The 22,553-nt window shown below is 67.2% G+C and carries 21 protein-coding genes; 9 read left to right on the forward strand and 12 right to left on the reverse strand.

The window, feature by feature from the left end; translation table 11 throughout:
* Positions 1–74 precede the first annotated feature (74 nt).
* The 3 genes from ettA to gcvA all read right to left on the reverse strand — a co-directional run bounded on the left by ettA (position 75) and on the right by gcvA (position 3,256).
* Entirely contained in the window at positions 75–1,742 is a 1,668-nt protein-coding gene (gene ettA / locus BT264_RS28270) for an energy-dependent translational throttle protein EttA (RefSeq protein ID WP_072443022.1), read from the reverse strand.
* Between the two features lie 185 nt (positions 1,743–1,927).
* Positions 1,928–2,236: a DUF3761 domain-containing protein gene (locus BT264_RS28275; protein WP_072443024.1), complete on the reverse strand. Its 309-nt coding sequence runs from the start codon at positions 2,234–2,236 to the stop codon at positions 1,928–1,930.
* A 102-nt stretch (positions 2,237–2,338) separates the two neighbouring features.
* Positions 2,339–3,256 carry a transcriptional regulator GcvA gene (gcvA, locus tag BT264_RS28280; protein ID WP_072443026.1) on the reverse strand — a complete coding sequence of 306 codons (918 nt, stop codon included), beginning with the start codon at positions 3,254–3,256 and terminating at the stop codon, positions 2,339–2,341.
* Positions 3,257–3,449: 193 nt separating this feature from the next.
* Here gcvA and BT264_RS28285 point away from each other — a divergent pair, with 193 nt between their 5' ends.
* From BT264_RS28285 to gabP, 3 genes are all read left to right on the forward strand, one after another.
* The gene (locus BT264_RS28285; protein ID WP_072443028.1) at positions 3,450–4,715 is read left to right on the forward strand and encodes an MFS transporter; all 1,266 of its coding nucleotides are present in this window, start codon (positions 3,450–3,452) and stop codon (positions 4,713–4,715) included.
* Positions 4,716–4,795: 80 nt separating this feature from the next.
* On the forward strand, positions 4,796–5,140 hold the full coding sequence (locus tag BT264_RS28290) for an MmcQ/YjbR family DNA-binding protein (protein WP_072443030.1): 345 nt from the start codon (positions 4,796–4,798) through the stop codon (positions 5,138–5,140).
* Between the two features lie 417 nt (positions 5,141–5,557).
* Positions 5,558–6,949 (forward strand): GABA permease, encoded by a 1,392-nt coding sequence (gene gabP, locus BT264_RS28295; RefSeq protein WP_072443032.1) that lies wholly within the window; start codon positions 5,558–5,560, stop codon positions 6,947–6,949.
* Positions 6,950–7,254: 305 nt separating this feature from the next.
* Here the strand turns inward: gabP and ychF are convergent, their stop codons facing one another.
* Positions 7,255–8,349 carry a redox-regulated ATPase YchF gene (gene ychF, locus BT264_RS28300; RefSeq protein WP_072443034.1) on the reverse strand — a complete coding sequence of 365 codons (1,095 nt, stop codon included), beginning with the start codon at positions 8,347–8,349 and terminating at the stop codon, positions 7,255–7,257.
* Positions 8,350–8,595: 246 nt separating this feature from the next.
* On the opposite strand from ychF, the gene BT264_RS28305 reads away from it, so the two are divergent.
* The 4 genes from BT264_RS28305 (at position 8,596) to BT264_RS28320 (ending at position 13,240) form a co-directional block, all read left to right on the forward strand.
* A complete protein-coding gene (locus BT264_RS28305; protein WP_072443036.1) occupies positions 8,596–9,774 on the forward strand; it encodes a UbiH/UbiF family hydroxylase in 1,179 nt (392 codons plus the stop codon).
* Positions 9,775–9,864: 90 nt separating this feature from the next.
* Positions 9,865–10,593, forward strand: coding sequence for a DsbC family protein (locus BT264_RS28310; protein WP_034183722.1), 729 nt, complete (start codon positions 9,865–9,867; stop codon positions 10,591–10,593).
* 103 nt (positions 10,594–10,696) lie between these two features.
* Complete coding sequence (locus BT264_RS28315; RefSeq protein ID WP_072443037.1) at positions 10,697–12,496, forward strand: M61 family metallopeptidase; 1,800 nt, start codon at positions 10,697–10,699, stop codon at positions 12,494–12,496.
* Positions 12,497–12,643: 147 nt separating this feature from the next.
* Positions 12,644–13,240 (forward strand): FMN-dependent NADH-azoreductase, encoded by a 597-nt coding sequence (locus tag BT264_RS28320; RefSeq protein WP_072443039.1) that lies wholly within the window; start codon positions 12,644–12,646, stop codon positions 13,238–13,240.
* Positions 13,241–13,348: 108 nt separating this feature from the next.
* Here BT264_RS28320 and BT264_RS28325 read toward each other — a convergent pair whose 3' ends face one another.
* From BT264_RS28325 to rpe, 8 genes are all read right to left on the reverse strand, one after another.
* Entirely contained in the window at positions 13,349–14,254 is a 906-nt protein-coding gene (locus BT264_RS28325) for a uracil-DNA glycosylase (protein WP_072443041.1), read from the reverse strand.
* Between the two features lie 13 nt (positions 14,255–14,267).
* Complete coding sequence (locus BT264_RS28330; RefSeq protein ID WP_072443043.1) at positions 14,268–14,894, reverse strand: CYTH domain-containing protein; 627 nt, start codon at positions 14,892–14,894, stop codon at positions 14,268–14,270.
* Positions 14,894–15,679 (reverse strand): indole-3-glycerol phosphate synthase TrpC, encoded by a 786-nt coding sequence (gene trpC, locus BT264_RS28335; protein WP_072443045.1) that lies wholly within the window; start codon positions 15,677–15,679, stop codon positions 14,894–14,896. Before trpC ends, BT264_RS28330 begins: the two co-directional genes overlap by 1 nt.
* 29 nt (positions 15,680–15,708) lie before the next feature.
* Entirely contained in the window at positions 15,709–16,740 is a 1,032-nt protein-coding gene (gene trpD / locus BT264_RS28340) for an anthranilate phosphoribosyltransferase (RefSeq protein ID WP_072443065.1), read from the reverse strand.
* Positions 16,741–16,753: 13 nt separating this feature from the next.
* Positions 16,754–17,344, reverse strand: coding sequence for an aminodeoxychorismate/anthranilate synthase component II (locus BT264_RS28345; protein ID WP_072443047.1), 591 nt, complete (start codon positions 17,342–17,344; stop codon positions 16,754–16,756).
* 13 nt (positions 17,345–17,357) lie between these two features.
* Positions 17,358–18,851, reverse strand: a complete 1,494-nt coding sequence (gene trpE, locus BT264_RS28350) for an anthranilate synthase component I (RefSeq protein ID WP_034183729.1) — start codon at positions 18,849–18,851, stop codon at positions 17,358–17,360.
* A gap of 357 nt (positions 18,852–19,208) precedes the next feature.
* Complete coding sequence (locus BT264_RS28355; protein WP_072443048.1) at positions 19,209–19,973, reverse strand: phosphoglycolate phosphatase; 765 nt, start codon at positions 19,971–19,973, stop codon at positions 19,209–19,211.
* 4 nt (positions 19,974–19,977) lie between these two features.
* On the reverse strand, positions 19,978–20,664 hold the full coding sequence (gene rpe, locus BT264_RS28360; protein ID WP_011883156.1) for a ribulose-phosphate 3-epimerase: 687 nt from the start codon (positions 20,662–20,664) through the stop codon (positions 19,978–19,980).
* Positions 20,665–20,847: 183 nt separating this feature from the next.
* On the opposite strand from rpe, the gene apaG reads away from it, so the two are divergent.
* Together apaG and BT264_RS28370 are read left to right on the forward strand one after the other, a co-directional pair.
* The gene (gene apaG / locus BT264_RS28365; protein WP_083534227.1) at positions 20,848–21,222 is read left to right on the forward strand and encodes a Co2+/Mg2+ efflux protein ApaG; all 375 of its coding nucleotides are present in this window, start codon (positions 20,848–20,850) and stop codon (positions 21,220–21,222) included.
* Between the two features lie 78 nt (positions 21,223–21,300).
* Positions 21,301–22,533: a murein transglycosylase A gene (locus tag BT264_RS28370; protein ID WP_072443066.1), complete on the forward strand. Its 1,233-nt coding sequence runs from the start codon at positions 21,301–21,303 to the stop codon at positions 22,531–22,533.
* The last annotated feature ends 20 nt before the right edge of the window (positions 22,534–22,553 follow it).

Genomic DNA, 22,553 nt, shown 5'->3' on the forward strand with positions numbered 1-22,553 from the left:
TTGCCTCCTGGAGCGGCCACCTACGGCATCCGGCCCCGCGTTGCCGCAGTGCCGGGCCCCCGGGGCCGCGCCGGTCAGCGGCTGATCGGCTTGTAGCGCAGTCGGTGCGGCTTCGCGGCTTCCTCGCCGAGGCGCGCGCGCTTGTCGGCTTCGTACTCCTGGTAGTTGCCGTCGAAGAACGTCACCTGCGAATCGCCTTCGAACGCGAGGATGTGCGTCGCGATCCGGTCGAGGAACCAGCGATCGTGCGAGATCACCATCACCGAGCCCGCGAATTCGAGCAGCGCGTCTTCCAGCGCGCGCAGCGTTTCGACGTCGAGGTCGTTCGACGGTTCGTCGAGCAGCAGCACGTTGCCGCCCGAGATCAGCGTCTTCGCGAGGTGCAGGCGGCCGCGTTCGCCGCCGGACAGGTTGCCGACGATCTTCTGCTGGTCGCCGCCCTTGAAGTTGAAGCGGCCGATGTACGCGCGCGACGGCGTCTCGTACTTGCCGACCGTCAGCACGTCGGCGCCGCCCGAGATTTCCTCGAACACCGTCTTCGAGCCGTCGAGCGCATCGCGGCTCTGGTCGACATATGCGAGCTTCACCGTCGGGCCCATCACGACCTCGCCCGAATCCGGCTGCTCCTTGCCCGTCAGCATCCGGAACAGTGTCGACTTGCCGGCGCCGTTCGGGCCGATGATGCCGACGATCGCACCGGCCGGGATCTTCAGGTTCAGGTTGTCGATCAGCAGGCGGTCGCCGAACGCCTTGCTGACGTTCTTGAACTCGATCACTTCATTGCCGAGGCGGTCGCCGACCGGAATGAAGATTTCCTGCGTCTCGTTGCGCTTCTGGTATTCCTGGCTGTTCAGCTCCTCGAAGCGTGCGATACGTGCCTTCGACTTCGCCTGACGGCCCTTCGGGTTCTGGCGCACCCACTCCAGTTCCTTCTTGATCGCCTTCTGGCGAGCCGATTCCGACGCTTCTTCCTGCTTCAGGCGCTCTTCCTTCTGGTCGAGCCAGCTGCTGTAGTTGCCCTTCCACGGAATGCCGTGGCCGCGGTCGAGTTCGAGAATCCACTCGGCCGCGTTGTCGAGGAAGTAGCGATCGTGCGTGACGGCGACGACGGTGCCCGGGAAGCGCACCAGGAACTGTTCGAGCCAGTCGACCGATTCGGCGTCGAGGTGGTTGGTCGGTTCGTCGAGCAGCAGCATGTCGGGCTTTTCGAGCAGCAGCTTGCACAGCGCGACGCGGCGCTTTTCGCCGCCCGACAGGTGCTCGATCTTCGCGTCCCACGCCGGCAGGCGCAGCGCGTCGGCGGCCACTTCAAGCTGCTGCTCGGGGCTGCCGCCGTCGCTCGACGCGAGGATCGCCTCGTACTTCGCCTGTTCGGCCGCGAGCGCGTCGAAGTCGGCGTCCGGCTCGGCATACGCCGCGTAGATTTCTTCGAGCTTCTTGTTGGCCTGGAACAGGTCGCCGAGGCCTTCCTCGACGGCTTCGCGCACGGTCTTCGTCGGGTCGAGCTGCGGTTCCTGCGGCAGGTAGCCGATGTTCAGGTTCGGCATCGGCGTCGCTTCGCCTTCGATGTCCTTGTCGACGCCCGCCATGATGCGGATCAGCGTCGACTTGCCCGAGCCGTTCAGGCCGAGCACGCCGATCTTCGCGCCGGGAAAGAACGACAGCGAGATGTCCTTCAGGATCTGGCGCTTGGGCGGCACGATCTTGCCGACCCGGTTCATCGTGAAAACGTATTGGGCCATTTGGGTGTGAAAAGTCAGAAGTTGAGACGGCCGCGCAGCGCGCTGGCATGGCGGCGTCGGATGATTCGGTACGGAGCGTGCCGCGCAAGGCGCGGCGGCGTCGCCGTATGGCGGCGGCGCGAGCGGCTATTGTACTTCGCCGCCGGGTGTCGCTGGCACGACGCAGGCATTCTGGCGCGCGGCGTTCATAGCCACGCGGCGACGCCGCCGTGCCCCGAACACGTGCCGCGCCGGTGGCGGCTGAAGCTGTACGTGCCGTCGCGGCAGCGCGCGCTTGCGCCGTCGGGCACGCGGCCCGATTTCGAATGTGCGGGCGCATGCACGGTTTCGCCGTCGCGGTTGCGATACGTGTCGTGACGATCGAGATCGGCTTCGTTGCCGTAGCCGGGCGGTGCGCGGTACGCGTGCGCGGAAGGAGGCAGGGCGGCGCACGCAACGAGGAGCGCGATCGACAGCGTCGCGACGCGCGTCGCGCGGCGGAGCAGGGCAGGCATGGTCTCTCTCGGTCTGTTGTTATCGATGTCGGGCCGATGGCCCGCGCCGCATGTTAGCTGATCGGCCATGGATCGGCGCTGGCGCCTCGCGGTCGAGCAACGTCAAGCCGTGCCGGACATCGATGCCGCGCCGTCGGCCTGCGCGGCGTCGAGAATCCACCGGCGGAACGCGGCGACCTTCGGCCGTTCCGCGTGATGCGGCGGATAGACGAGGTAGTACGCGAAATCGTCGAGCCACGCGACGTCGGCGAGCTGCACAAGCCGGCCGCTTTCGAGCTCGCCGCGCACCATCGCGGCCGGCAGCAGCCCGGCGCCCTGGCCGGCGACGATCGCCTGCAGCAACAGGCCGGAGTCGTCGAACGCGGGGCCGCGGGGCGGGCCGAAATCGTCGATACGCTGCGCGCCGAACCAGATGTGCCAGCCCTTGCGCTCGGCATCGTGCAGGTGCGGCCAGCCGACGAGATCGGCCGGTGTCGCCGGCATGCCGAGCCGCGCGACGAGTTCGGGCGACGCGAGCGCGACGATTTCCACCGTCAGCAGGCGCTCGCTGCACAGCCCGATGTAGCGCCCGAGGCCGTGACGGATCGCGACGTCGACGCCGTCGCGCGCGAAATCCGCGAGTGCATGGCTCGTGACGATCTGCAGGTCGACGTCCGGGCACGCGTGCCGGAACTGCGCGAGGCGCGGCACGAGCCACGCGGACGCGAAGAACGGCGTGACGCTCACCGTCAGCACGCCGCTGTCGGCGGCGCCAGACACGCGCTGCGACGCATCGGCGATCTGCCGGAACGCATTGCGCACCGGCGGCAGGTAGTCGCGGCCGGCGGCCGTCAGCAGGATGCCGCGGTTGACGCGCTCGAACAGCTGCACGCCGAGATGCGTCTCGAGCGTGCGGATCATCTGGCTCACCGCGCCGGGCGTGACCGACAACTCCTCGGCCGCCGACTTCACCGACAGGTGGCGGGCGGCCGCTTCGAATGCACGCAGCGCGTTGAGCGGCGGCAGGCGGGAACGATTCATTCAGATTTTCTAAAGCGAAAGGCCGACGAAATATCGTTTGAGGCGATGCGTACGCGCGAGTACCGTTGTCGCATCGGGTCGCATTCTTCAGGGCTGCCTTGCGGCGGCCGATGCGATCAACATAGATCAACTATATCCATGAGGCAATCCGGATGCCGCGCGGCGTCCGGAGGGACCTGAGAGGAGCATCGTCATGAACCGCCCGGGCGCATCGCGCCACTTCTACGGCTGGTACGTGGTCGCGGCCGCGTTCGCCGTCACGTTCGTCGGGTTCGGCAGCGCGTATACGTTCAGCGCGTTCGTCGAGTCGCTGCAGCGCGATTTCGCCGCATCGCGCGGGCAGATCTCGCTCGTGTTCTCGCTCGCCGGCTTCCTGTATTTCGGCTTCGGTATCGTCAGCGGGCCGCTGGCGGATCGCTTCGGCTCGCGGCGGCTCGCCGTCGCCGGCATGCTGCTGACGGGGGCCGGGCTCGCCGCCGCCGGCGCCGCGCACACGCTGCTGCAGGTCTATGTCGCGTACGGGCTCGGTGTCGGTCTCGGCGTCGGCTGCGCCTATGTGCCAGCCGTCGGCGCGGTGCAGCGCTGGTTCGTCCGCCGGCGCGGCTTCGCGTCGGGGCTCGCGGTCGCGGGGATCGGCGTCGGCACGCTCGTGATGCCGCCGCTCGCGTCCGCGCTGATCGCGCATGTCGGCTGGCGCGGGGCTTATTTCACGCTGGCAGCGCTCGCGGTGGTCCTGGGGGCAGGCATGTCGCTGCTGATCGAGAACGATCCGCGCGGCCGCGGGTTGTTGCCGGATGGCGATGCGGCCGGCGGCGGCGGCCGGAATACCAGTGCTTCCGTAGCCGCCACGACCGTGCACGCTGGCGCGACGGTGCGCGAGGCCGTCACGTCGCGGCCGTTCGCGAGCCTCTACGCCGCCTGTCTCGTATGCTCGTTCGGCGTATTCGTCCCGTTCGTCCACCTCGTGCCGTATGCGCTCGATCATGGCGTCGCGCCATCGACGGCCGTGCTGCTGCTCGGCGCGATCGGCGTCGGCAGCACGGCCGGCCGCTTTTTCCTCGGCGGCATCGCCGACCGCTTCGGCCGCCGCGTATCGCTGCTCGCGATGTTCGCGGGCATGGCCGTCGCGCTCATTGCGTGGGCGGGCGCCGGCACCGTTGCGACGCTTGCCGCGTTCGCACTCGTGTTCGGCGTGTTCTACGGCGGTTGGGTCGCCGTGTTGCCGGCGGTCGTGATGGACTATTTCGGCGGACGCAACGTGAGCGCGATCATCGGCATCCTGTACACGAGCGTCGCGTTCGGCACGCTGATCGGGCCAGCCGCCGCCGGCTTCATCTACGACGCGGGGGGCGGCTATCTCGTGCCGATCCTCGCGAGCGCCGTCGCCAATGCGATCGCGTTCGCCATCGTCGCGACCACCGGACGTGCGCCGGTGTCCGCGCGCGCGGCCGGCGGATAGCGCACGCCGCTGGGCGTGCCGCGCGATTTCCGATAGGGTGGCCGGACCGTCAACCGTCGACCAACGGTCGGGGAGGCATCGTGACATTCGACGAAGTCCGGCAGATCGCGCTGGCGTGGCGCGGCGTCGAGGAGGGCACGTCGTACGGCACGCCCGCACTCAAGGTGAAGGGCAAGCTGCTCGCGCGGCTGCGCGAGGACGGCGACACGCTCGTCGTGAAGGGCGTCGGCCCCGACGAACGCGCGTGGCTGATCGAATCGGAACCCGACGTGTATTACGTGACCGATCACTACGCGGGCTGGCCGATCGTGCTGGTGCGCCTGTCGGCCGCGCATCCCGACGCCGTGAAAAATCTGCTTCTGCGGGAATGGCACGCCATCGTGCCTGCCAAATGGCGGGACGAAGCCGCGCGCGGCGGGAACTGAGCGTCCGGCGCGCCACACTGCCGGATTGCCTTTGACGGAAGCGCCCTGACGGCGCGCGAGCCGGCGCCGATGGGACCACTTGTTGCATCGGTTCGCATCGATGCAACAAGTGGTCCCATCGAAATTCTTCAATTGGTTCTTAGTGAAGAACCGTTTGATGCTTACACTCCTTCGCTTCGAAGGCGGCTGACGAAAGCCGACGGAACGGGCGCACGCGATGCGCCGGCGCCTCGTGCGCCGCATCGCCCACGCAGCTTCGCAGACTGCGCGGCGCGTCCCGCCGGAACGGCCCCGATCCGGCCTCGGGCCTGCATGCGACGCAGGCGCCGTGCCCGGCCCGGCTCAAGAACGACAACTCCCCGCGCCGCCTTTACGCGACACCCGGTCGTACCGGAACCGTTTTTTGGAGAGAGACAGATGAGTGGAAGCAACACAGGCCTCGGCACGGGCCTGAAGCAGCGTCACGTGACGATGATGTCGATTGCCGGCGTCATCGGCGCCGGTTTGTTCGTCGGCTCCGGCCACGCGATCGCGGAAGCTGGTCCGGCGTCGATACTCGCGTATGCGATCGCGGGCGTGCTGGTCGTCCTGGTGATGCGCATGCTCGGCGAGATGGCCGTCGCGCATCCGGACAGCGGGTCGTTCTCGACCTATGCCGATCGCGCGATCGGCCACTGGGCCGGCTTCTCGATCGGCTGGCTGTACTGGTGGTTCTGGGTGCTCGTGATCCCGATCGAGGCGACGGCTGCGGCAACTATCCTCAATGCCTGGTTCCCGGGCATCGCGACCTGGATCTTCGCGCTCGGCATCACGCTGCTGCTCACCGTCACCAACCTCTTTTCCGTCAAGAACTACGGCGAATTCGAATTCTGGTTCGCGCTGATCAAGGTCGTCGCGATCGTCGTGTTCCTGTGCATCGGCGGCGCGGCGATCGTCGGGATCATTCCGGCGCCGGCCGTATCGGGCGTGTCGAACCTGTTTGCGCATCAGGGCTTCATGCCGAACGGCGCCGGTGCGGTGCTGGCGGCGATGCTGACGACGATGTTCTCGTTCCTCGGCACCGAGATCGTGACGATCGCGGCCGCCGAATCGGACAACCCGCAGCGCCAGATCGTGCGTGCGACCAACTCGGTGATCTGGCGCATCACGCTGTTCTATCTCGGCTCGATTCTCGTCGTCGCGGCCATCGTGCCGTGGAACGACCCGTTGCTGCCGAAGCACGGCTCGTATCAGCGCGCGATGGAGCTGATCGGCATCCCGAATGCGAAGGCGATCATCGACGTGATCGTGCTCGTATCGGTCGCGAGCTGCCTGAATTCGGCGCTGTACACGGCGTCGCGGATGCTGTTCTCGCTGTCGAAGCGCAAGGACGCGCCAGCGTTCCTGCATCGCACCGATTCGACCGGCACGCCGCGTGCGGCCGTGCTCGCGTCGACGGCATTCGGCTTCGTGACCGTGATCGCGAACTACCTGATGCCGGAGCAGGTGTTCGGCTTCCTGCTCGCGACGTCGGGCGCGATCGCGCTGCTCGTGTATCTCGTGATCGCGATCTCGCAGCTGCGGATGCGCAAGACGCTCGAAGCGGGCGGCGCCGACCTGACGCTGCGGATGTGGATGTTCCCGTGGCTCACGTGGGCCGTGATCCTGTTCATCTGCGGCACGCTGACCGTGATGTTCGTGAGCGAGGAGCACCGGATGGAAGTCGGTGCGACGGCCGTGCTGGCGTTGATCGTGCTGTTTGCGTCGTGGCTAAACAAGCGCGGCCGCGATGCGCAGGCGAGCGCGGGGCGGCGGGTGTCGGCGACGTGATGAGGTGATGTGACGGCGTGGCGGTGAGCCGCCTGTCATGAAAGTGGCCCGATCGGCGTTTGCCGGTCGGGCCATTTGTTTTGTCGGGGTAAACGGATGCACTTGCCGATGGCAACGCAGGGCGTTCGGCAATGGGGTGGGGCATCTGCATCTGCAATCGGCGGTGCCGACGAAGATGACGAACAGGCTCTCCGCGGGCACTTCCCGCAAGCCTTCACGAGTCGCTCCGGAATAAAGAAAGGCCCGCTGTTCGCGGGCCTTTCCGGGCTACTCTGACACTGCACGAAACAGCGTCGTTTGACGCGTCAGACGTTGAACAGGAAGTTCATCACGTCGCCATCGTGCACGACATATTCCTTCCCTTCCGCGCGCATCTTGCCGGCTTCCTTCGCGCCCTGTTCACCCTTGTACGTGATGAAATCGTCGAACGCGATCGTCTGCGCGCGGATGAAGCCGCGCTCGAAGTCGGTATGGATCACGCCGGCCGCCTGCGGCGCCGTGTCGCCGGTATGGATCGTCCACGCGCGCACTTCCTTCACGCCCGCGGTGAAGTAGGTCTGCAGGCCGAGCAGCTTGAAGCCCGCGCGGATCACGCGGTCGAGGCCCGGCTCTTCCATGCCCATGTCGGCGAGGAATGCTTCCTTGTCCGCGTCGTCGAGATCGGCGATTTCCGCCTCGATTGCCGCGCATACGGCGACCACCGGCGCATTCTCGCTTTCCGCGTACTTGCGCACCGCATCGAGGTGCGGATTGTTCTCGAAGCCGTCGTCCTTCACGTTGGCCACATACATCGCCGGCTTCGCGGTGATCAGGCAGAACGGCTTGAGCAGTGCCTCTTCGTCGTCCGACAGTGCGAGACCGCGCACGGCCTTGCCCTGGTCGAGCTGCGCGCGCACCTTGTCGAGCACCGCGACGAGCTTGGCCGCTTCCTTGTCGTTGCCCGACTTCGCGGCCTTCGAATAGCGCGTGAGCGCCTTCTCGACGGTGCCGAGGTCGGCGAGCGCGAGTTCGGTGTTGATTACCTCGATGTCGTCGATCGGGCTGACCTTGCCGGCGACGTGGATGACGTTCTCGTCCTCGAAGCAGCGCACGACGTGCGTGATCGCATCGGTTTCGCGGATGTTGGCGAGGAACTGGTTGCCGAGGCCTTCACCCTTGCTCGCGCCCGCGACGAGGCCCGCGATGTCGACGAATTCGACGACGGCCGGTACGACACGCTCCGGCTTGACGATCTCGGAGAGTGCCTTCAGGCGCGTATCGGGCACTTCGACGATGCCGACGTTCGGCTCGATCGTGCAGAACGGGTAGTTCTCGGCGGCGATGCCGGCCTTGGTCAGCGCATTGAACAGGGTGGACTTGCCGACGTTGGGCAAGCCGACGATGCCGCATTTGAGGCTCATGGAATCCTTCGAACGGGTAAAGCGGCGCGGCCGGACAGGGCACGGCGGCGCGGGAATAAAGGGCGGCCGGCGCTTGGGGTGCGGCGGGCCGGCGGTCAAAGGCGCTATTGTACCGTGCCGACGCCCCGGATTCCGGGCTTGCGCCGAACGGCCGATGCGGCGGGCCGCCGCGCCGCCGCGTCCACCTGCGATTCTGCTGATTTCCCGCAAAGTCCGGCCGCGTAAGGGTTTGGCCCCGCGGCTATAATGCCCGCCATGACTGCCCACCACTCCTTCGACGTCGCCGTGGTCGGCGGCGGGCTCGTCGGCAAGACGGCCGCGCTCGTGCTGACCCAGTCCGGCTACAAGACTGCCTTGCTTGCCCAGCCGGCCACGCCGCGCCCCGCCGATCTCGCGTTCGACACGCGCGTCTACGCGCTGTCGTCCAGTTCGCAGGCCTTGCTCGAGCGGCTGCGGGTCTGGCAGGCGCTCGACCACGGCCGGCTCGCGCCTGTTTACGACATGCGTGTGTACGGCGATGCGCACGCCGAACTGCATTTTTCCGCGTACCAGGCCTCCGTGCCGCAACTCGCGTGGATCGCCGAATCGTCGCTGGTCGAGGCGTCGCTCGATGCCGCGCTGCGGTTCCAGCCGAACCTCACGTGGTTCGATGCGCGTGCGCAGGGCTTCGACGTGCGCGACGATGCGGCCGTGCTCACGCTGTCGTCGGGGCAGGTGCTCGAAGCGGACCTCGTCGTCGGCGCGGACGGCGCGCATTCGTGGGTACGGTCCCAAATGGGGGCCAAAGTCGAACGGCGCGACTACCGGCAGACGGGCGTCGTCGCGAACTTCAAGGCGTCGCTGCCGCACCGCGAGACGGCTTACCAGTGGTTCCACGAAGGCGAGATCGTCGCGCTGCTGCCGTTGCCGGACGGCCACGTGTCGCTCGTATGGTCCGCGCACACCGCGCATGCGGACGAACTGCTCGCCCTCGATCCGGCGCAGCTCGCGGCCGAGGTCGAGCGCGTGTCGCACGGTCAGGTCGGCACGCTCGAATGCGTGACGCCGGCCGCCGGCTTCCCGCTGGCGCTGCAGACGGTCGACAAGCTGATCGCGCCGCGCGTCGCGCTCGTCGGCGATGCCGCGCACCTGATCCACCCGCTCGCGGGGCAGGGGATGAACCTTGGGTTGCGCGACGTCGCGGCGCTCGCCGACGTGATCGCCGGCAAGGAAAGCTTCCGCAATCTGGGCGATACGGTGCTGCTGCGCCGCTATGAGCGTTCGCGCCGCGAGGACATCCGCGCGCTGATGGTCGCGACCGACGGCCTGCAGCGGCTGTTCGCGGTGCCGGGCCCGCTCGCGAAGGCCGTGCGCAACGCGGGCATGGCGTTCGTCGGGGCGCAGCCGCTCGTGAAGCGCTGGCTCGTGTCGGCCGCGCTCGGCTGATCGAACCTTCGGCCGCTTCGCCGGTCGGACTCGGTTCCGTTACGGCGTACACTGTGCCGTGCACACCGATTGAGCTGAAGGAAGATTTCGATGAAAAAAACGATCCGCATCGCGTCGCTGGCGCTGGCCGTCACGATGGCGACGCTGGGCTGCACCGCGCAGGCCGACCAGACCACCGACAAGCTGAAAGCCACGCTGCAGGCCCGTCTCGGCAACGACGCGCCGATCAAGAGCGTGTCGAAATCGCCGGTCGCGGGCCTTTACGAAGTGAACCTCGGCTCGCAGATCATCTATAGCGACGCGGCCGGCGACTACGTGCTGCTCGGCGATCTCGTCGACACCAAGACGCACAAGAACCTGACCGACGCACGCCTGTCCGAAATCAACAAGATCGACTTCGCGAGCCTGCCGTTCGCGAATGCGATCAAGGTCGTCAAGGGCAACGGTGCACGCAAGATCGCAGTGTTCTCCGATCCGAACTGCCCGTACTGCAAGAAGCTCGAGACGACGCTGCAGTCGGTCGACAACGTCACCGTCTACACGTTCCTGTATCCGGTGCTGTCGCCGGATTCGACCGCGAAGTCGAAGGCGATCTGGTGCGCGACCGACCGCGCGAAAACCTGGCAGGGCTGGATGCTCGATCACCGTGCGCCGTCCGGCGCCGGTACCTGCGATACCAGCGCGCTCGACAAGAACCTCGCGCTTGGCCGCGGGATGAACGTCACCGGCACGCCGACGATCTTCCTGCCGGACGGCCGCCGCCTGCCGGGCGCGGTATCGGCCGACCAGCTCAACCAGGCGCTCGCCTCGAGCAAGTAACCGACCGACACGCCGGGCCGCATGGCCCGGCCAGCGAGGGGCGCCCGCATGATCTGCCGGCGCCTCTCTTCGTTTTCGCCGCCGTATTCGACCGATTGCCACGATGACCCAGCCGATCCGCTATTCGATTGTCCCGAAAGATCTTGCCGCGCACCTGTTCGAAGTGTCGGTGACGGTCGCCGACCCCGACCCCGAAGGCCAGCGCTTCTCGCTGCCGGTGTGGATTCCGGGCAGCTACCTCGTGCGCGAGTTCGCGCGCAACATCGTGACGCTCGGCGCGTTCAACGACGCAGGCCGCAAGGTGCGGATCGCGAAGACCGACAAGCACACGTGGCAGGCCGCGCCCGTGAGCGGTGCGCTGACGCTGCGCTACGACGTGTATGCGTGGGACCTGTCGGTGCGCTCCGCGTATCTCGACGAATCGGGCGGCTTCTTCAACGCGACGGCCGTGTTCCTGAGCGTCGCCGGCCGCGAGGACGCGCCGTGCGAAGTCGACATCGCGAAGCCGGCCGGCCCGGCATTCCGCGCGTGGCGCGTCGGCACCGCGCTGCCCGAGGCGCGCGGCACGAAGCGCTACGGCTTCGGTGCGTATCGCGCAGCGAACTACGACGAGCTTTCCGACCATCCGGTGACGATCGGCGAATTCGCGCTCGCGACGTTCGACGCGCACGGCGTGCCGCACGACATCGTGGTCGCGGGGCGTGTGACGCAGCTCGACCTGGAGCGGCTGCGCACCGACCTGAAGCGTGTGTGCGAAGCGCAGATCGCGCTGTTCGAGCCGAAATCGAAGAAGGCGCCGATGGACCGCTACGTGTTCATGACGCTCGCGGTCAGCGACGGCTACGGCGGCCTCGAGCATCGCGCATCGACCGCACTGATCTGCAACCGCACCGACCTGCCGGTGAAGGGGCGGCCCGAGACGACCGAAGGCTATCGCACCTATCTCGGCCTTTGCAGCCACGAGTACTTCCATACGTGGAACGTGAAGCGCATCAAGCCGGCGGCGTTCGTGCCGTACGACCTGACGCGCGAGAACTACACATCGCTGCTGTGGCTGTTCGAAGGCTTCACGTCGTATTACGACGACCTGATGCTGGTGCGCAGCGGACTGATGTCGCAGGACGAGTATTTCGCGGCGCTCGGCCGCACGATCGGCGGCGTGCTGCGCGGCACCGGGCGGCTCAAGCAGAGCGTCGCGGAAAGCTCGTTCGACGCGTGGATCAAGTACTACCGCCAGGACGAGAACGCGACCAACGCGATCGTCAGCTACTACACGAAGGGTTCGCTCGTTGCGCTCGCGTTCGATCTCGCGATCCGCGCGCAGACGCGCAACCGGAAGTCGCTCGACGACGTGATGCGCCTGCTGTGGCAACGCTACGGTCGCGATTTTTATCGCGGCAAACAGGCGGGCGTCGCGGAAGATGAAGTCGAGACGTTGATCGAAGAAGCGACGGGCGTCGCGCTCGGTCGCCTGTTCGCCGACGCCGTGCACGGCACGCGCGACCTGCCGCTCGGCGAACTGCTCGCGCCGTTCGGCGTCACGCTCGCGCCGGATGTCGCGAACGGCGCGGCCGCGAAGCCGACGATCGGTGCGCGCTTGCGCGGCGGCGCGGACTGCACGTTCGCGGCTGTCTATGAAGGCGGCGCCGCGCATCGCGCGGGGCTGTCGGCCGGCGATACGCTGATCGCGGTCGACGGGCTGCGCGTCACGGGCACGAACCTCGACGCGCTGCTCGCGCGCTACCGGCCGGGCGACAAGGTCGAGGTTCACGCGTTTCGCCGCGACGAGCTGCGTACCGCGAAACTGAAGCTCGACGGCCCGGAGGTCACGCGCTACCGGTTGACGGCGGCAGCGAAGCCGGCCGCGGCATCGAAGGCCCGGGAGGCTTGGCTGAAGGGCTGAGTGCACGGCAGCGGCAATCGGGGCGCGATCGAGGATTGTTCTGCTGCTGCAACAATCCGTCGCCCTGAACCCGCTTTTTCCGGCAAATGCGGCCACGCACAATGGCGTCACTCGCGCTACCGAAGCGCAACCCAACCGGAGCCTGACATGACGACCATTCTGCAAATCAATTCCGCGGCGCGTTCGCAAGGCGCGCAATCCACGCTGCTGGCCAACGAACTGACGGCAAAGCTGCAACAATCGAACCCCGGCGCGAAGGTCGTGGTTCGCGACCTGCTGGCCGATGCGCTGCCGCACCTCGACGAATCGGTGCTCGGCGCGTTCTTCACGCCGGCCGACCAGCGCAGCGCGGAGCAGAATGCGATCGTCGCGAAGAGCGATGCACTGATCGCCGAGCTGCAAGCCGCCGACATCATCGTGATCGGCGCGCCGATGTACAACTTCGGCATCTCGTCGCAACTGAAGACGTACTTCGACTGGATCGCACGCGCAGGCGTCACGTTCCGCTACACCGAGAACGGTCCGGAAGGCCTGATCAAGGGCAAGAAGGTTCACGTGGTGACGGCTCGCGGCGGCAAGTACGCCGGTACGCCGAACGACAGCCAGACGCCGTACCTGCGCACGTTCCTCGGCTTCGTCGGCATGACCGACGTGAGCTTCATCTTCGCGGAAGGCCTGAACCTCGGCCCGGATGCGCAGAGCGCCGCGCTCGCCAGCGCACGCGAAGCGATCGCCGCCGCGTAAGGTCGATGCGGGTGCGACGCGCCCGCAGCATCGTCCGAAAAAAACGCCGCGTCCCCGAAGGGGCGCGGCGTTTTTGCATTCCGGCCGGCGACAAAGCCGGCGCGGCCGTTACGCGAGTGTTTCGGCCACTTCCGGCAGGCGCCAGTCGATCGGTTCGCGGCCAGCTTCGACCAGATAGTCGTTCGCGAGCATGAAATGGCGGCAGCCGAGGAAGCCGCGGTGCGCGGACAGCGGCGACGGATGCGGCGCCTCGAGCACGCAATGCGCGCTCGCGTCGAACAGCGCGCGCTTCGCCTGCGCGTGTGCGCCCCACAGCATGAAGACGAGCCCGCGGTGGCGGCCTGCGAGTTCGCGGATCAGCGTGTCCGTGCATTGCTCCCAGCCGCGCTTCGCGTGGCTCGCGGCCGCGCCGCGCTCGACTGTCAGCACGGTGTTGAGCAGCAGCACGCCCTGGCGCGCCCACGTGTCGAGGCAGCCGTGGCGCGGCGTGTCGTGACCGAAGTTCGCGGCGATTTCCTTGAAGATGTTGCGCAGCGACGGCGGCGTGCGGACGGCCGGCGGCACCGAGAACGCGAGGCCGTGCGCCTGCGGCGTGCCGCGATCGTCGCCGTGGTACGGGTCCTGGCCGAGGATCACGACCTTCACGTCGTCCGGGCTTGTGAGGCGTAGTGCGCGGAACACGTCGGTCGGGTAGACCGCCTTGCCGGCCGCGCGCTCGTCGTCGACGAAGCGGCAAAGCGGCGCGTACGCGTCGCTGTCGGTAAAGGGTTTCAGCACGTCGCGCCAGGCGGCCGGCAGCGCGTCGAATTGCGCGGCGAGATGCGGGACGTCGGCGGCAACGGGCTGCGGCGCTGCGGAGGCCGGGGCCGAAGCGGCGGCTTTCTTTGCGGGCTTGCGCTCGGAGGAGGGCGACGCGGAAGTCGGGGACGGAATAGCGGCCGGTGCCGTTTCCGGCACGGGATCGTCGAACAGCGACGCCTGTTGCGGCGCGCGGGAAGTCTTGCGGGTTGCCATGCGTGATGCGTGTTTATTGCGCGCGCAGCCGGTAGCCGCGCTGCGCCTTGCTGATGTTTTCGGGAGCGAGGCCCGGCAGCGCCTGCTGCAGTTCGGCGGCGAGCGTCGCGAGCGCCGCTTCCGGGCCGTCGATCAGTTCGAGTTCGATTTCGCTGATCGGTTCGCGGCGCGTTTCGTGTTCCGCCTGGACGACGATCTCGCCGAGGTCCACCGCGGCTTCGACGGTTGCGCCGCCGATTGCGATGCGCCACAGCGTACGCGAAAAATCCGTGCGGAACAGTGCGCGCAGCGCGCTCGCCGCGTCACGCAGCGCAGCGGCGGCTTCCGGCACGTCGCAGGCCGCGACGAGCGCATCGATCTCGAGCGCGTCGCCGGCCACTGGCAGTTCCCATTCGTGGCGGCGATGCAGGCCGCCTTCCGCGTTGCCGACCGTCTTGAACGTCTGCAGCCAGCCTTGCGGCGCGCGGCGCACGCGCACCGCGCTCTTCGAGCGGGCCAGCGCGAGATCGGGCGTGTCGTAATAGACGTTCGCGAGCGTGATGTCGCGGCCGGGTTCGCCGGTCAGCGTCTCGAAGAAGCGCCGCGCGGCACCGGCCTGGCCGGCCGGCAGCGCGAGCTTGATTTCCTTTTCGATCGCCATCAGAAGAACATCCGTGCGAGCTCCTCGCCTGGCTGATCGGCGCGCATGAACGCTTCGCCGACGAGGAACGTGTTCACGTTCGCCGCGCGCATCGTGTCGACGTCGGTGCGCGACAGGATGCCCGATTCGGTCACGACAATCCGGTCCGGCGGAATCATGTCGAGCATGTCGAGCGTGGTCTGGATCGACGTCTCGAACGTGCGCAGGTTGCGGTTGTTGATGCCGAGCAGCGGCGTCTTGAGCGTCAGCGCCTGCTCCATCTCGTTGCGGTCGTGCACTTCGACCAGCACGGCGAGGCCGAGCGAGTGCGCATATGCTTCGAGGTCCTGCATCAGCGGCGTGTCGAGTGCGGCGGCGATCAGCAGGATCGCGTCGGCGCCCATCGCCCGGGCCTCGAGGATCTGGTACGCGTCGACGATGAAGTCCTTGCGCAGCACCGGCAGCGTGCAGGCCGCGCGCGCCTCTTCGAGGTAGCGGACGCTGCCCTGGAAGAACTGCTCGTCGGTCAGCACCGACAGGCATGCGGCGCCGTGCGCCGCATACGAGCGCGCGATGTCGGCCGGCACGAAATGCTCGCGCAGCACGCCCTTCGACGGGCTTGCCTTCTTGATTTCGGCGATCACGGCGGCGTTGCCGGCCGCGTGCTTTGCACGCAGCGCGCCGACGAAGTCGCGCAGGTCGCGCGCGGATGCGTCCAGCTTCAGTGCCTCGAGCGGCGTGCTGCGCATGGCCGCCGCGACTTCTTCGCGCTTGACGGCGATGATTCGGTCGAGAATGTCGCTCATGTGGGTTCCTGCTTGAGTCGTAAGGGGAGTCAGCGCTTGAACTGCTGCGTGAAGCGCACGAGTTCGTCGACCTTCGCGCGCGCCTTGCCGCTCGCGATCGCTTCGCGGGCGAGCTGGATGCCGTCCGCGATCGATTCGGCGACGTTCGCCGCATAGAGTGCAGTACCCGAGTTTAGCGTGACGATCTCGCGGGCGACGCCCGGCTGGTTGTCCAGCGCGCCGAGCAGCATCGTGCGCGATTCTTCGGCATTTTCCACCTTCAGCGTGCGGTTCGACACCATCTGCAGGCCGAAGTCTTCCGGATGGATCTCGTATTCGTGCACCTTGCCGTCGCGCAATTCGCCGACGAGCGTCGCGGCGCCGAGCGACACCTCGTCCATCCCGTCCTTGCCGTATACGACGAGTACGTGCTGCGCGCCGAGACGCTGCATCACGCGCACCTGGATGCCGACGAGGTCGGGGTGGAACACGCCCATCAACTGGTTCGGCGCGCCGGCCGGATTGGTCAGCGGGCCGAGGATGTTGAAGATCGTGCGCACGCCGAGCTCGCGGCGCACGGCCGCGATGTTCTTCATCGCCGGGTGATGGTTCGGCGCGAACATGAAGCCCATGCCCGTTTCGGCGATCGACGCGGCGACCTGTTCCGACTGCAGGTCGATGTTCACGCCGAGCGCCTCGAGCACGTCGGCGCTGCCTGACTTGCTCGACACACCGCGGTTGCCGTGCTTCGCGACTTTCGCGCCGGCCGCCGCCGTGACGAACATCGACGCGGTCGAGATGTTGAACGTGTGCGAGCCGTCGCCGCCGGTGCCGACGATGTCGACGAAGTTCGAGTTGTCCTGCACGTCGACGTGGTTCGCGAATTCGCGCATCACGGTCGCGGCGGCGGCGATCTCGCCGATCGTCTCCTTCTTCACGCGCAGCCCGGTGATGATCGCGGCGGCCATCACGGGCGACATGTCGCCGCGCATGATGAGCCGCATCAGGTGCAGCATCTCGTCGTGGAAGATCTCGCGGTGTTCGATCGTGCGCTGCAGCGCTTCCTGCGGGGTAATCGTCATCATGAGGCTCCCGTCAGGCGGCTTGCGCGGCCGCGGCGCGGGCCTGCTTCAGGAAATTCTCGAGCAGCGCATGGCCGTGCTCGGACAGGATCGATTCCGGGTGGAACTGCACGCCCTCGACCGGCAGCGTCTTGTGGCGCACGCCCATGATTTCTCCGTCGTCGGTCCACGCGGACACCTCGAGGCAGTCGGGCAGCGACTCGCGCTCGATCGCGAGCGAATGGTAGCGCGTGACGTCGAAATGCTTCGGCAGGTCGGCGAACACGCCGCGGCAGTCCGTTTCGATCCGGCTCACCTTGCCGTGCATGATGGTCTTCGCGCGCACGACGCGGCCGCCGAATGCTTCGCCGATCGCCTGGTGGCCGAGGCAGACGCCGAGGATCGGCTTCCTGCCCGAAAATTCGCGCAGCACGTCGAGCGTGATGCCCGCGTGCTGCGGGTTGCTCGGGCCCGGCGACAGGCAGATCGCGTCGGGATTCAGGCGCGCGATCTCGTCGAGCGTGATTTCGTCGTTGCGGTACGTGTGCACGTCCTCGCCCAGTTCGCCGAAGTACTGGACCAGGTTGTAGGTGAACGAATCGTAGTTGTCGATCATGAGCAGCATGGTCAGTCTCCGGTCAGAAGTCGCTATCGAGGCCGTCCTGGACCTGTTCGGCCGCACGCAGCACCGCGCGCGCCTTGTTTTCGGTCTCTTGCCATTCGGATTCGGGCACCGAATCCGCGACGACGCCGGCCGCCGCTTGCACATACAGGTTGCCGTTGTGGATCAGACCCGTACGGATCGCGATCGCGAGATCCATCTCGCCCGAGAACGACAGGTAGCCCACCGCACCGCCGTACAGCCCGCGCTTGATCGGCTCGAGCTCGTCGATCAGCTCCATCGCGCGCACCTTCGGCGCACCGGACAGCGTGCCGGCCGGGAACGTCGCGCGCAGCACGTCGTAGTTCGTCATGCCGGGCTTCAGCTTGCCTTCGACCGAGCTGACGATGTGCTGCACGTGCGAGTACTTTTCGATGACCATCTTGTCGGTCACCTGCACCGAGCCGATTTCCGCGATGCGGCCGACGTCGTTGCGCGCGAGGTCGATCAGCATCACGTGCTCGGCGATCTCCTTCGGATCGTTGAGCAGCTCGGTCGCGAGTTCCGCGTCGCGCTCGGGCGTGTTGCCGCGCGGGCGCGTGCCGGCGAGCGGGCGAATCGTGACGATCTGGTCGTCGCCGCGCTTTTCCTGGCGCACGAGGATTTCCGGCGATGCGCCGACCACGTGGAAATCGCCGAAGTTGTAGTAGTACATGTACGGTGACGGATTCAGCGAACGCAGCGCGCGATACAGCGACAGCGGATTGTCGCGGTACGGCTTGGTCAGCCGCTGGCCGACCTGGATCTGCATCAGTTCGCCGGCCGCGATGTATTCCTTCGCCTGGCGCACGGCGGCCAGATAGTCTTCCTTCTTGAACTCGCGGAACGTCTCGGTGCGCACGCTCGCCGACGTGACGGGCGGCTGCACGGTCGTGCGCAGGCGCTGCTTCAGTTCGCGCAGGCGCTGTTTCGCCTTCGCATAGGCTTCCGGCTGGCCCGGGTCCGCATAGATGATCAGGTAGAGCTTGCCGGCGAGGTTGTCGATCACCGCGACTTCTTCGGTGAGCAGCAGCTGGATGTCGGGCAGGCCGAGATCGTCGCGCGGCGCGGTGTTCGCGAGCTTCTTCTCGATATAGCGCACCGCGTCGTAGCCGAAGTAGCCGGCGAGACCGCCGCAGAAGCGCGGCAGGCCCGGACGCTGCGCCACCTTGAAGCGCGCCTGGAACGATTCGATGAATTGGAACGGGTCGCCGTCATGCGTCTCGACGACCTGGCCGTCGCGCACGACTTCCGACACGCCGTTGCGGGTGCGCACGAGCGTGCGGGCGGGCAGGCCGATGAACGAGTAGCGGCCGAAGCGTTCGCCGCCGACCACCGATTCGAGCAGGAACGAGTTGGCGCCCGCCCGTTCGGGCTGGGCCAGCTTCAGGTAGAGGGACAGCGGCGTTTCGAGATCGGCGAGGGCTTCCGCGATCAGCGGGATACGGTTGTAGCCTTCGTTCGCGAGCGATTGGAATTCGAGTTCGGTCATGTTCCGGTCCTGTTCGGGACGAGCGGCGCGTGCGCCAGGGATCACTTGACGCTGCGCGGGTTGCCGTCGGCGAAAGGGCGGTCGATCGAGAAGTGCCTGTTGCCGGCCGGCACTCCGGGCGTGAACGTCGCGAGCCTGCGGCCGATCCTGAACGCAAGCGTTCGGACGCGGTGGAACTCGAGGTGGTGCGACGATCGGCGCGCGGATGCGCAGCGAGATAAAAAACGGCGCTGAAGACGTGCTTCAGCGTACCTCATCGAAGAGGTTAGCGCGACCAGCGACGCCAGGGCCAGGCTCCCCGGTCGATGCTGCTCAGACTCCGTTTTTTATTCAGAAACATGCGGATGGAAGAAATAATCAGATGGTTGGCCGGCCGGCGTTGTGCGCGGTGATCGCGCGGGCCGCGACCAGCAACGAATCGACTATACCATCCGAATTTATCGTTTGTATAGCTTTGCCGTGGTTATAGCCATACGGCACCGTCAGTGTCGCCATCCCGGCTGCGCGGCCCGCCAGCGCATCGTTTTCCGAGTCGCCGATCGCGACCGCCGTGTCCGGCGTGACGCCGAGTGCGTCGCAGGCCGTCAGCATCGGCAGCGGGTCGGGCTTCTTGCGTGCGACGCTGTCGCCGCCGAGCACGATGCCGAAGCAATCGGCCAGCCCGTATTGTTCGAGCAGCTCGACCGCGAAGCGGTGCGGCTTGTTCGTCACGCACGCGAGCCGGATGCCGGCCGCGCGCAGCGCGTCGAGACCGGAGGTCACGTCCGGATAGAGGCGCGTATGGCGGCCGTTGATCTTCGCGTATTCGGTCTGGTAGATCGCCAGGGCGTCGTCGAAGCGCGCGTGCGCCTCGTCGGCCGGGAAGCGCGGCTTCAGCACGCTCCGGATCAGGTGTTCGGAGCCCTTGCCGACGTAGCCGATCACTTCGTCGCGCGATGTGGCCGGCGCGTCGAGCCGCGCAAGCATTCCGTTCAGGCCGGCCGTGAAATCGTCGGCCGTGTCGACCATCGTGCCGTCGAGATCGATCAGCGCCGCGTCGATGCGCGGCGCGGCGAAGCGGATCGGGGCGGCGTTCGTTGCGGCCCCGGCCGGCGCACGGCCGGCGAGCGACGATTCGGCCACGGCGTCAGCTCCGCTCGACGGTGGCGAGCGCGGCGCGCATCTCGTCGATCACCTTGCGGTAGTCGGGCTTGCCGAAGATCGCCGAACCCGCGACGAAGGTGTCGGCGCCGGCCGCCGCGATTTCCGCGATGTTGTCGGTCTTCACGCCGCCGTCGACCTCGAGCAGGATCTCGCGGCCCGTGCGCTCGGTGTACGCGTCGATACGTGCGCGTGCTTCGCGCAGCTTGTTCAGCGTTTCCGGAATGAACGACTGGCCGCCGAAGCCGGGGTTGACCGACATCAGCAGCACGAAGTCGAGGCGGTCCATCACGTGGTCGAGATAGTTCAGCGGCGTGGCCGGGTTGAATACGAGGCCGGCCTTGCAGCCGTGGTCGCGGATCAGCGACAGCGTGCGGTCGATGTGATCGGAGCCTTCCGGGTGGAAGCTGATCAGGTTCGCACCGGCCTTCGCAAAATCGGGCACGATCCGGTCGACCGGGCGTACCATCAGGTGCACGTCGATCGGCACCTGCACGTGCGGGCGGATCGCTTCGCACACGAGCGGGCCGATCGTCAGGTTCGGCACATAATGGTTGTCCATCACGTCGAAGTGGATCCAGTCGGCGCCGGCGGCGACCACGTTGCGGACTTCTTCGCCGAGCCGTGCGAAATCGGCCGACAGGATGCTGGGAGCGATGCGGAATTGGGTCATGGCAGGGGGAGCGGGGACGTTGCGGCGCAAAACCGACATTCTACCGCCCGGCGGCCGGCTCGCGGCGGCAGGCCGTGCGGTTGCGGCCCGATTCCGCATCAAGCAGAATGCCGAACCAAAGCGGCGCGTCCGCGGCCCCGTCGCCCATGCCGGCACGGACAGTCACCCTCCAGTGGAAACACCATGAGTCAGTATCAGTTCACCGTTTCGGTGAAAACCAGCTACTTGCCGGAACAATCCGACCCCGATCGCCGTCAATACGCATTCGCGTACACGCTGACGATCCGCAACACGGGGCAGGTCGCGGCGCAGCTGATCGCGCGTCACTGGATCATCACGGACAGCGAGAGCCACGTGCAGGAAGTGAAGGGGCTCGGCGTCGTCGGGCACCAGCCGCTGCTGCAGCCGGGCGAGCAGTTCGAATACACGAGCTGGGCCGTGATCGCGACGCCGGTCGGTACGATGCGTGGCGCGTACTTCTGCGTGGCGGAGGACGGCGAGCGTTTCGAGGCGCCGGTCGACGAGTTTGCACTGCACATGCCGCGCACGCTGCATTGAGCGCGCGGAGCGCGTCAGCGCGGCTGGCGATCGTTGTTGCGGGCGTGCTTCTTTCTGCCCGACGACGTCCACACGACGATGAAGATCAGCAGGGCAAGCGCTACGAAGGCTTCGAGCGCGAAGATGAGCATCGGATATTGGTCGAGAAAATCTGACATGGCGGTTTCCATCAAGAACGGACATTGTATGTGGTTTGGGCCCCGGCTGGCCGGCTGGGTTGCGGCGGCCGCGGCGGCGGCGCTGCTTGCCGCGTGCGGCGGCGCGCCGACGCGAACGTCTGCGCTCAAGCCGCCGACCGGCGCGGCGATCGTGCCGGGGCAGGTTGCCGCGAAGCGGCTCACGCCGGTTGCGTGGCAGCAGGTGCCGGGCTGGCAGGACGATTCGCTGCTCGGCGCGACGGCCGCGCTGCGGCAGAACTGCGCGCGGCTCGCGCGTCAGCCTGCCTGGCAGCGCGCTTGTGCGGCCGCCGACCGGCTCGACGAGCTCGATGTCGGCAGCGCACGCACTTTCTTCGAAACGTATTTCACGCCGTTCCAGCTCGCGAACACCGACGGGACGCTCGACGGGCTCGTGACCGGCTATTACGAGCCGCTGCTGCATGGCTCGCGCGTGCGCCGCGGCCCGTATCAATACGCGCTCTATCGCTGGCCGGCCGGTTATCGCGCGGGCGCCGCGCTGCCTGCGCGCGCGCAGCTCGAGCGTGCGGGCATCCTGAACGGCAACGAACTCGTGTGGGTCGACGATCCGATCGAGGCGTTCTTCCTGCAGGTGCAGGGCTCGGGGCGCGTGCTGCTCGACGATGGTTCGGTGATGCGGGTCGGCTTCGGCGGCACCAACAACCAGCCGTACCGCTCGATCGGCAAGTGGTTGCTCGATCGCGGCGAGCTGACGCCCGCACAGGCGACGATGCAGGGCATCAAGGCGTGGGCGAAGGCGAATCCGAACCGCGTTGACGCGTTGCTCGACACGAATCCGCGGTTCGTGTTCTTCCGCGACATGCCGATCAAGGAGGACGCGCCGCACGGCGGCGCGGACGGCCCGATCGGCGCGCTCGGCGTGCCGCTGACGGCGGAGCGTTCGATCGCGGTCGATCCGTCGTCGATCCCGCTCGGCACGCCCGTGTTCCTGCAGACCACGCGTCCGCTGACGAATACGCCGATGAACCGGCTCGTGTTCGCGCAGGATACGGGCTCCGCGATCAAGGGCGGCGTGCGGGCCGACTATTTCTGGGGACTCGGCGACGACGCAGGCGACCAGGCCGGCCGGATGAAGCAGGTCGGCCGGATGTGGCTGCTGTTCCCGAATTCGTGACGTGAGGCGGCATCGGCTTC

This window comes from Burkholderia sp. NFPP32 (assembly GCF_900119325.1).
Lineage (GTDB): Bacteria > Pseudomonadota > Gammaproteobacteria > Burkholderiales > Burkholderiaceae > Burkholderia > Burkholderia pyrrocinia_C.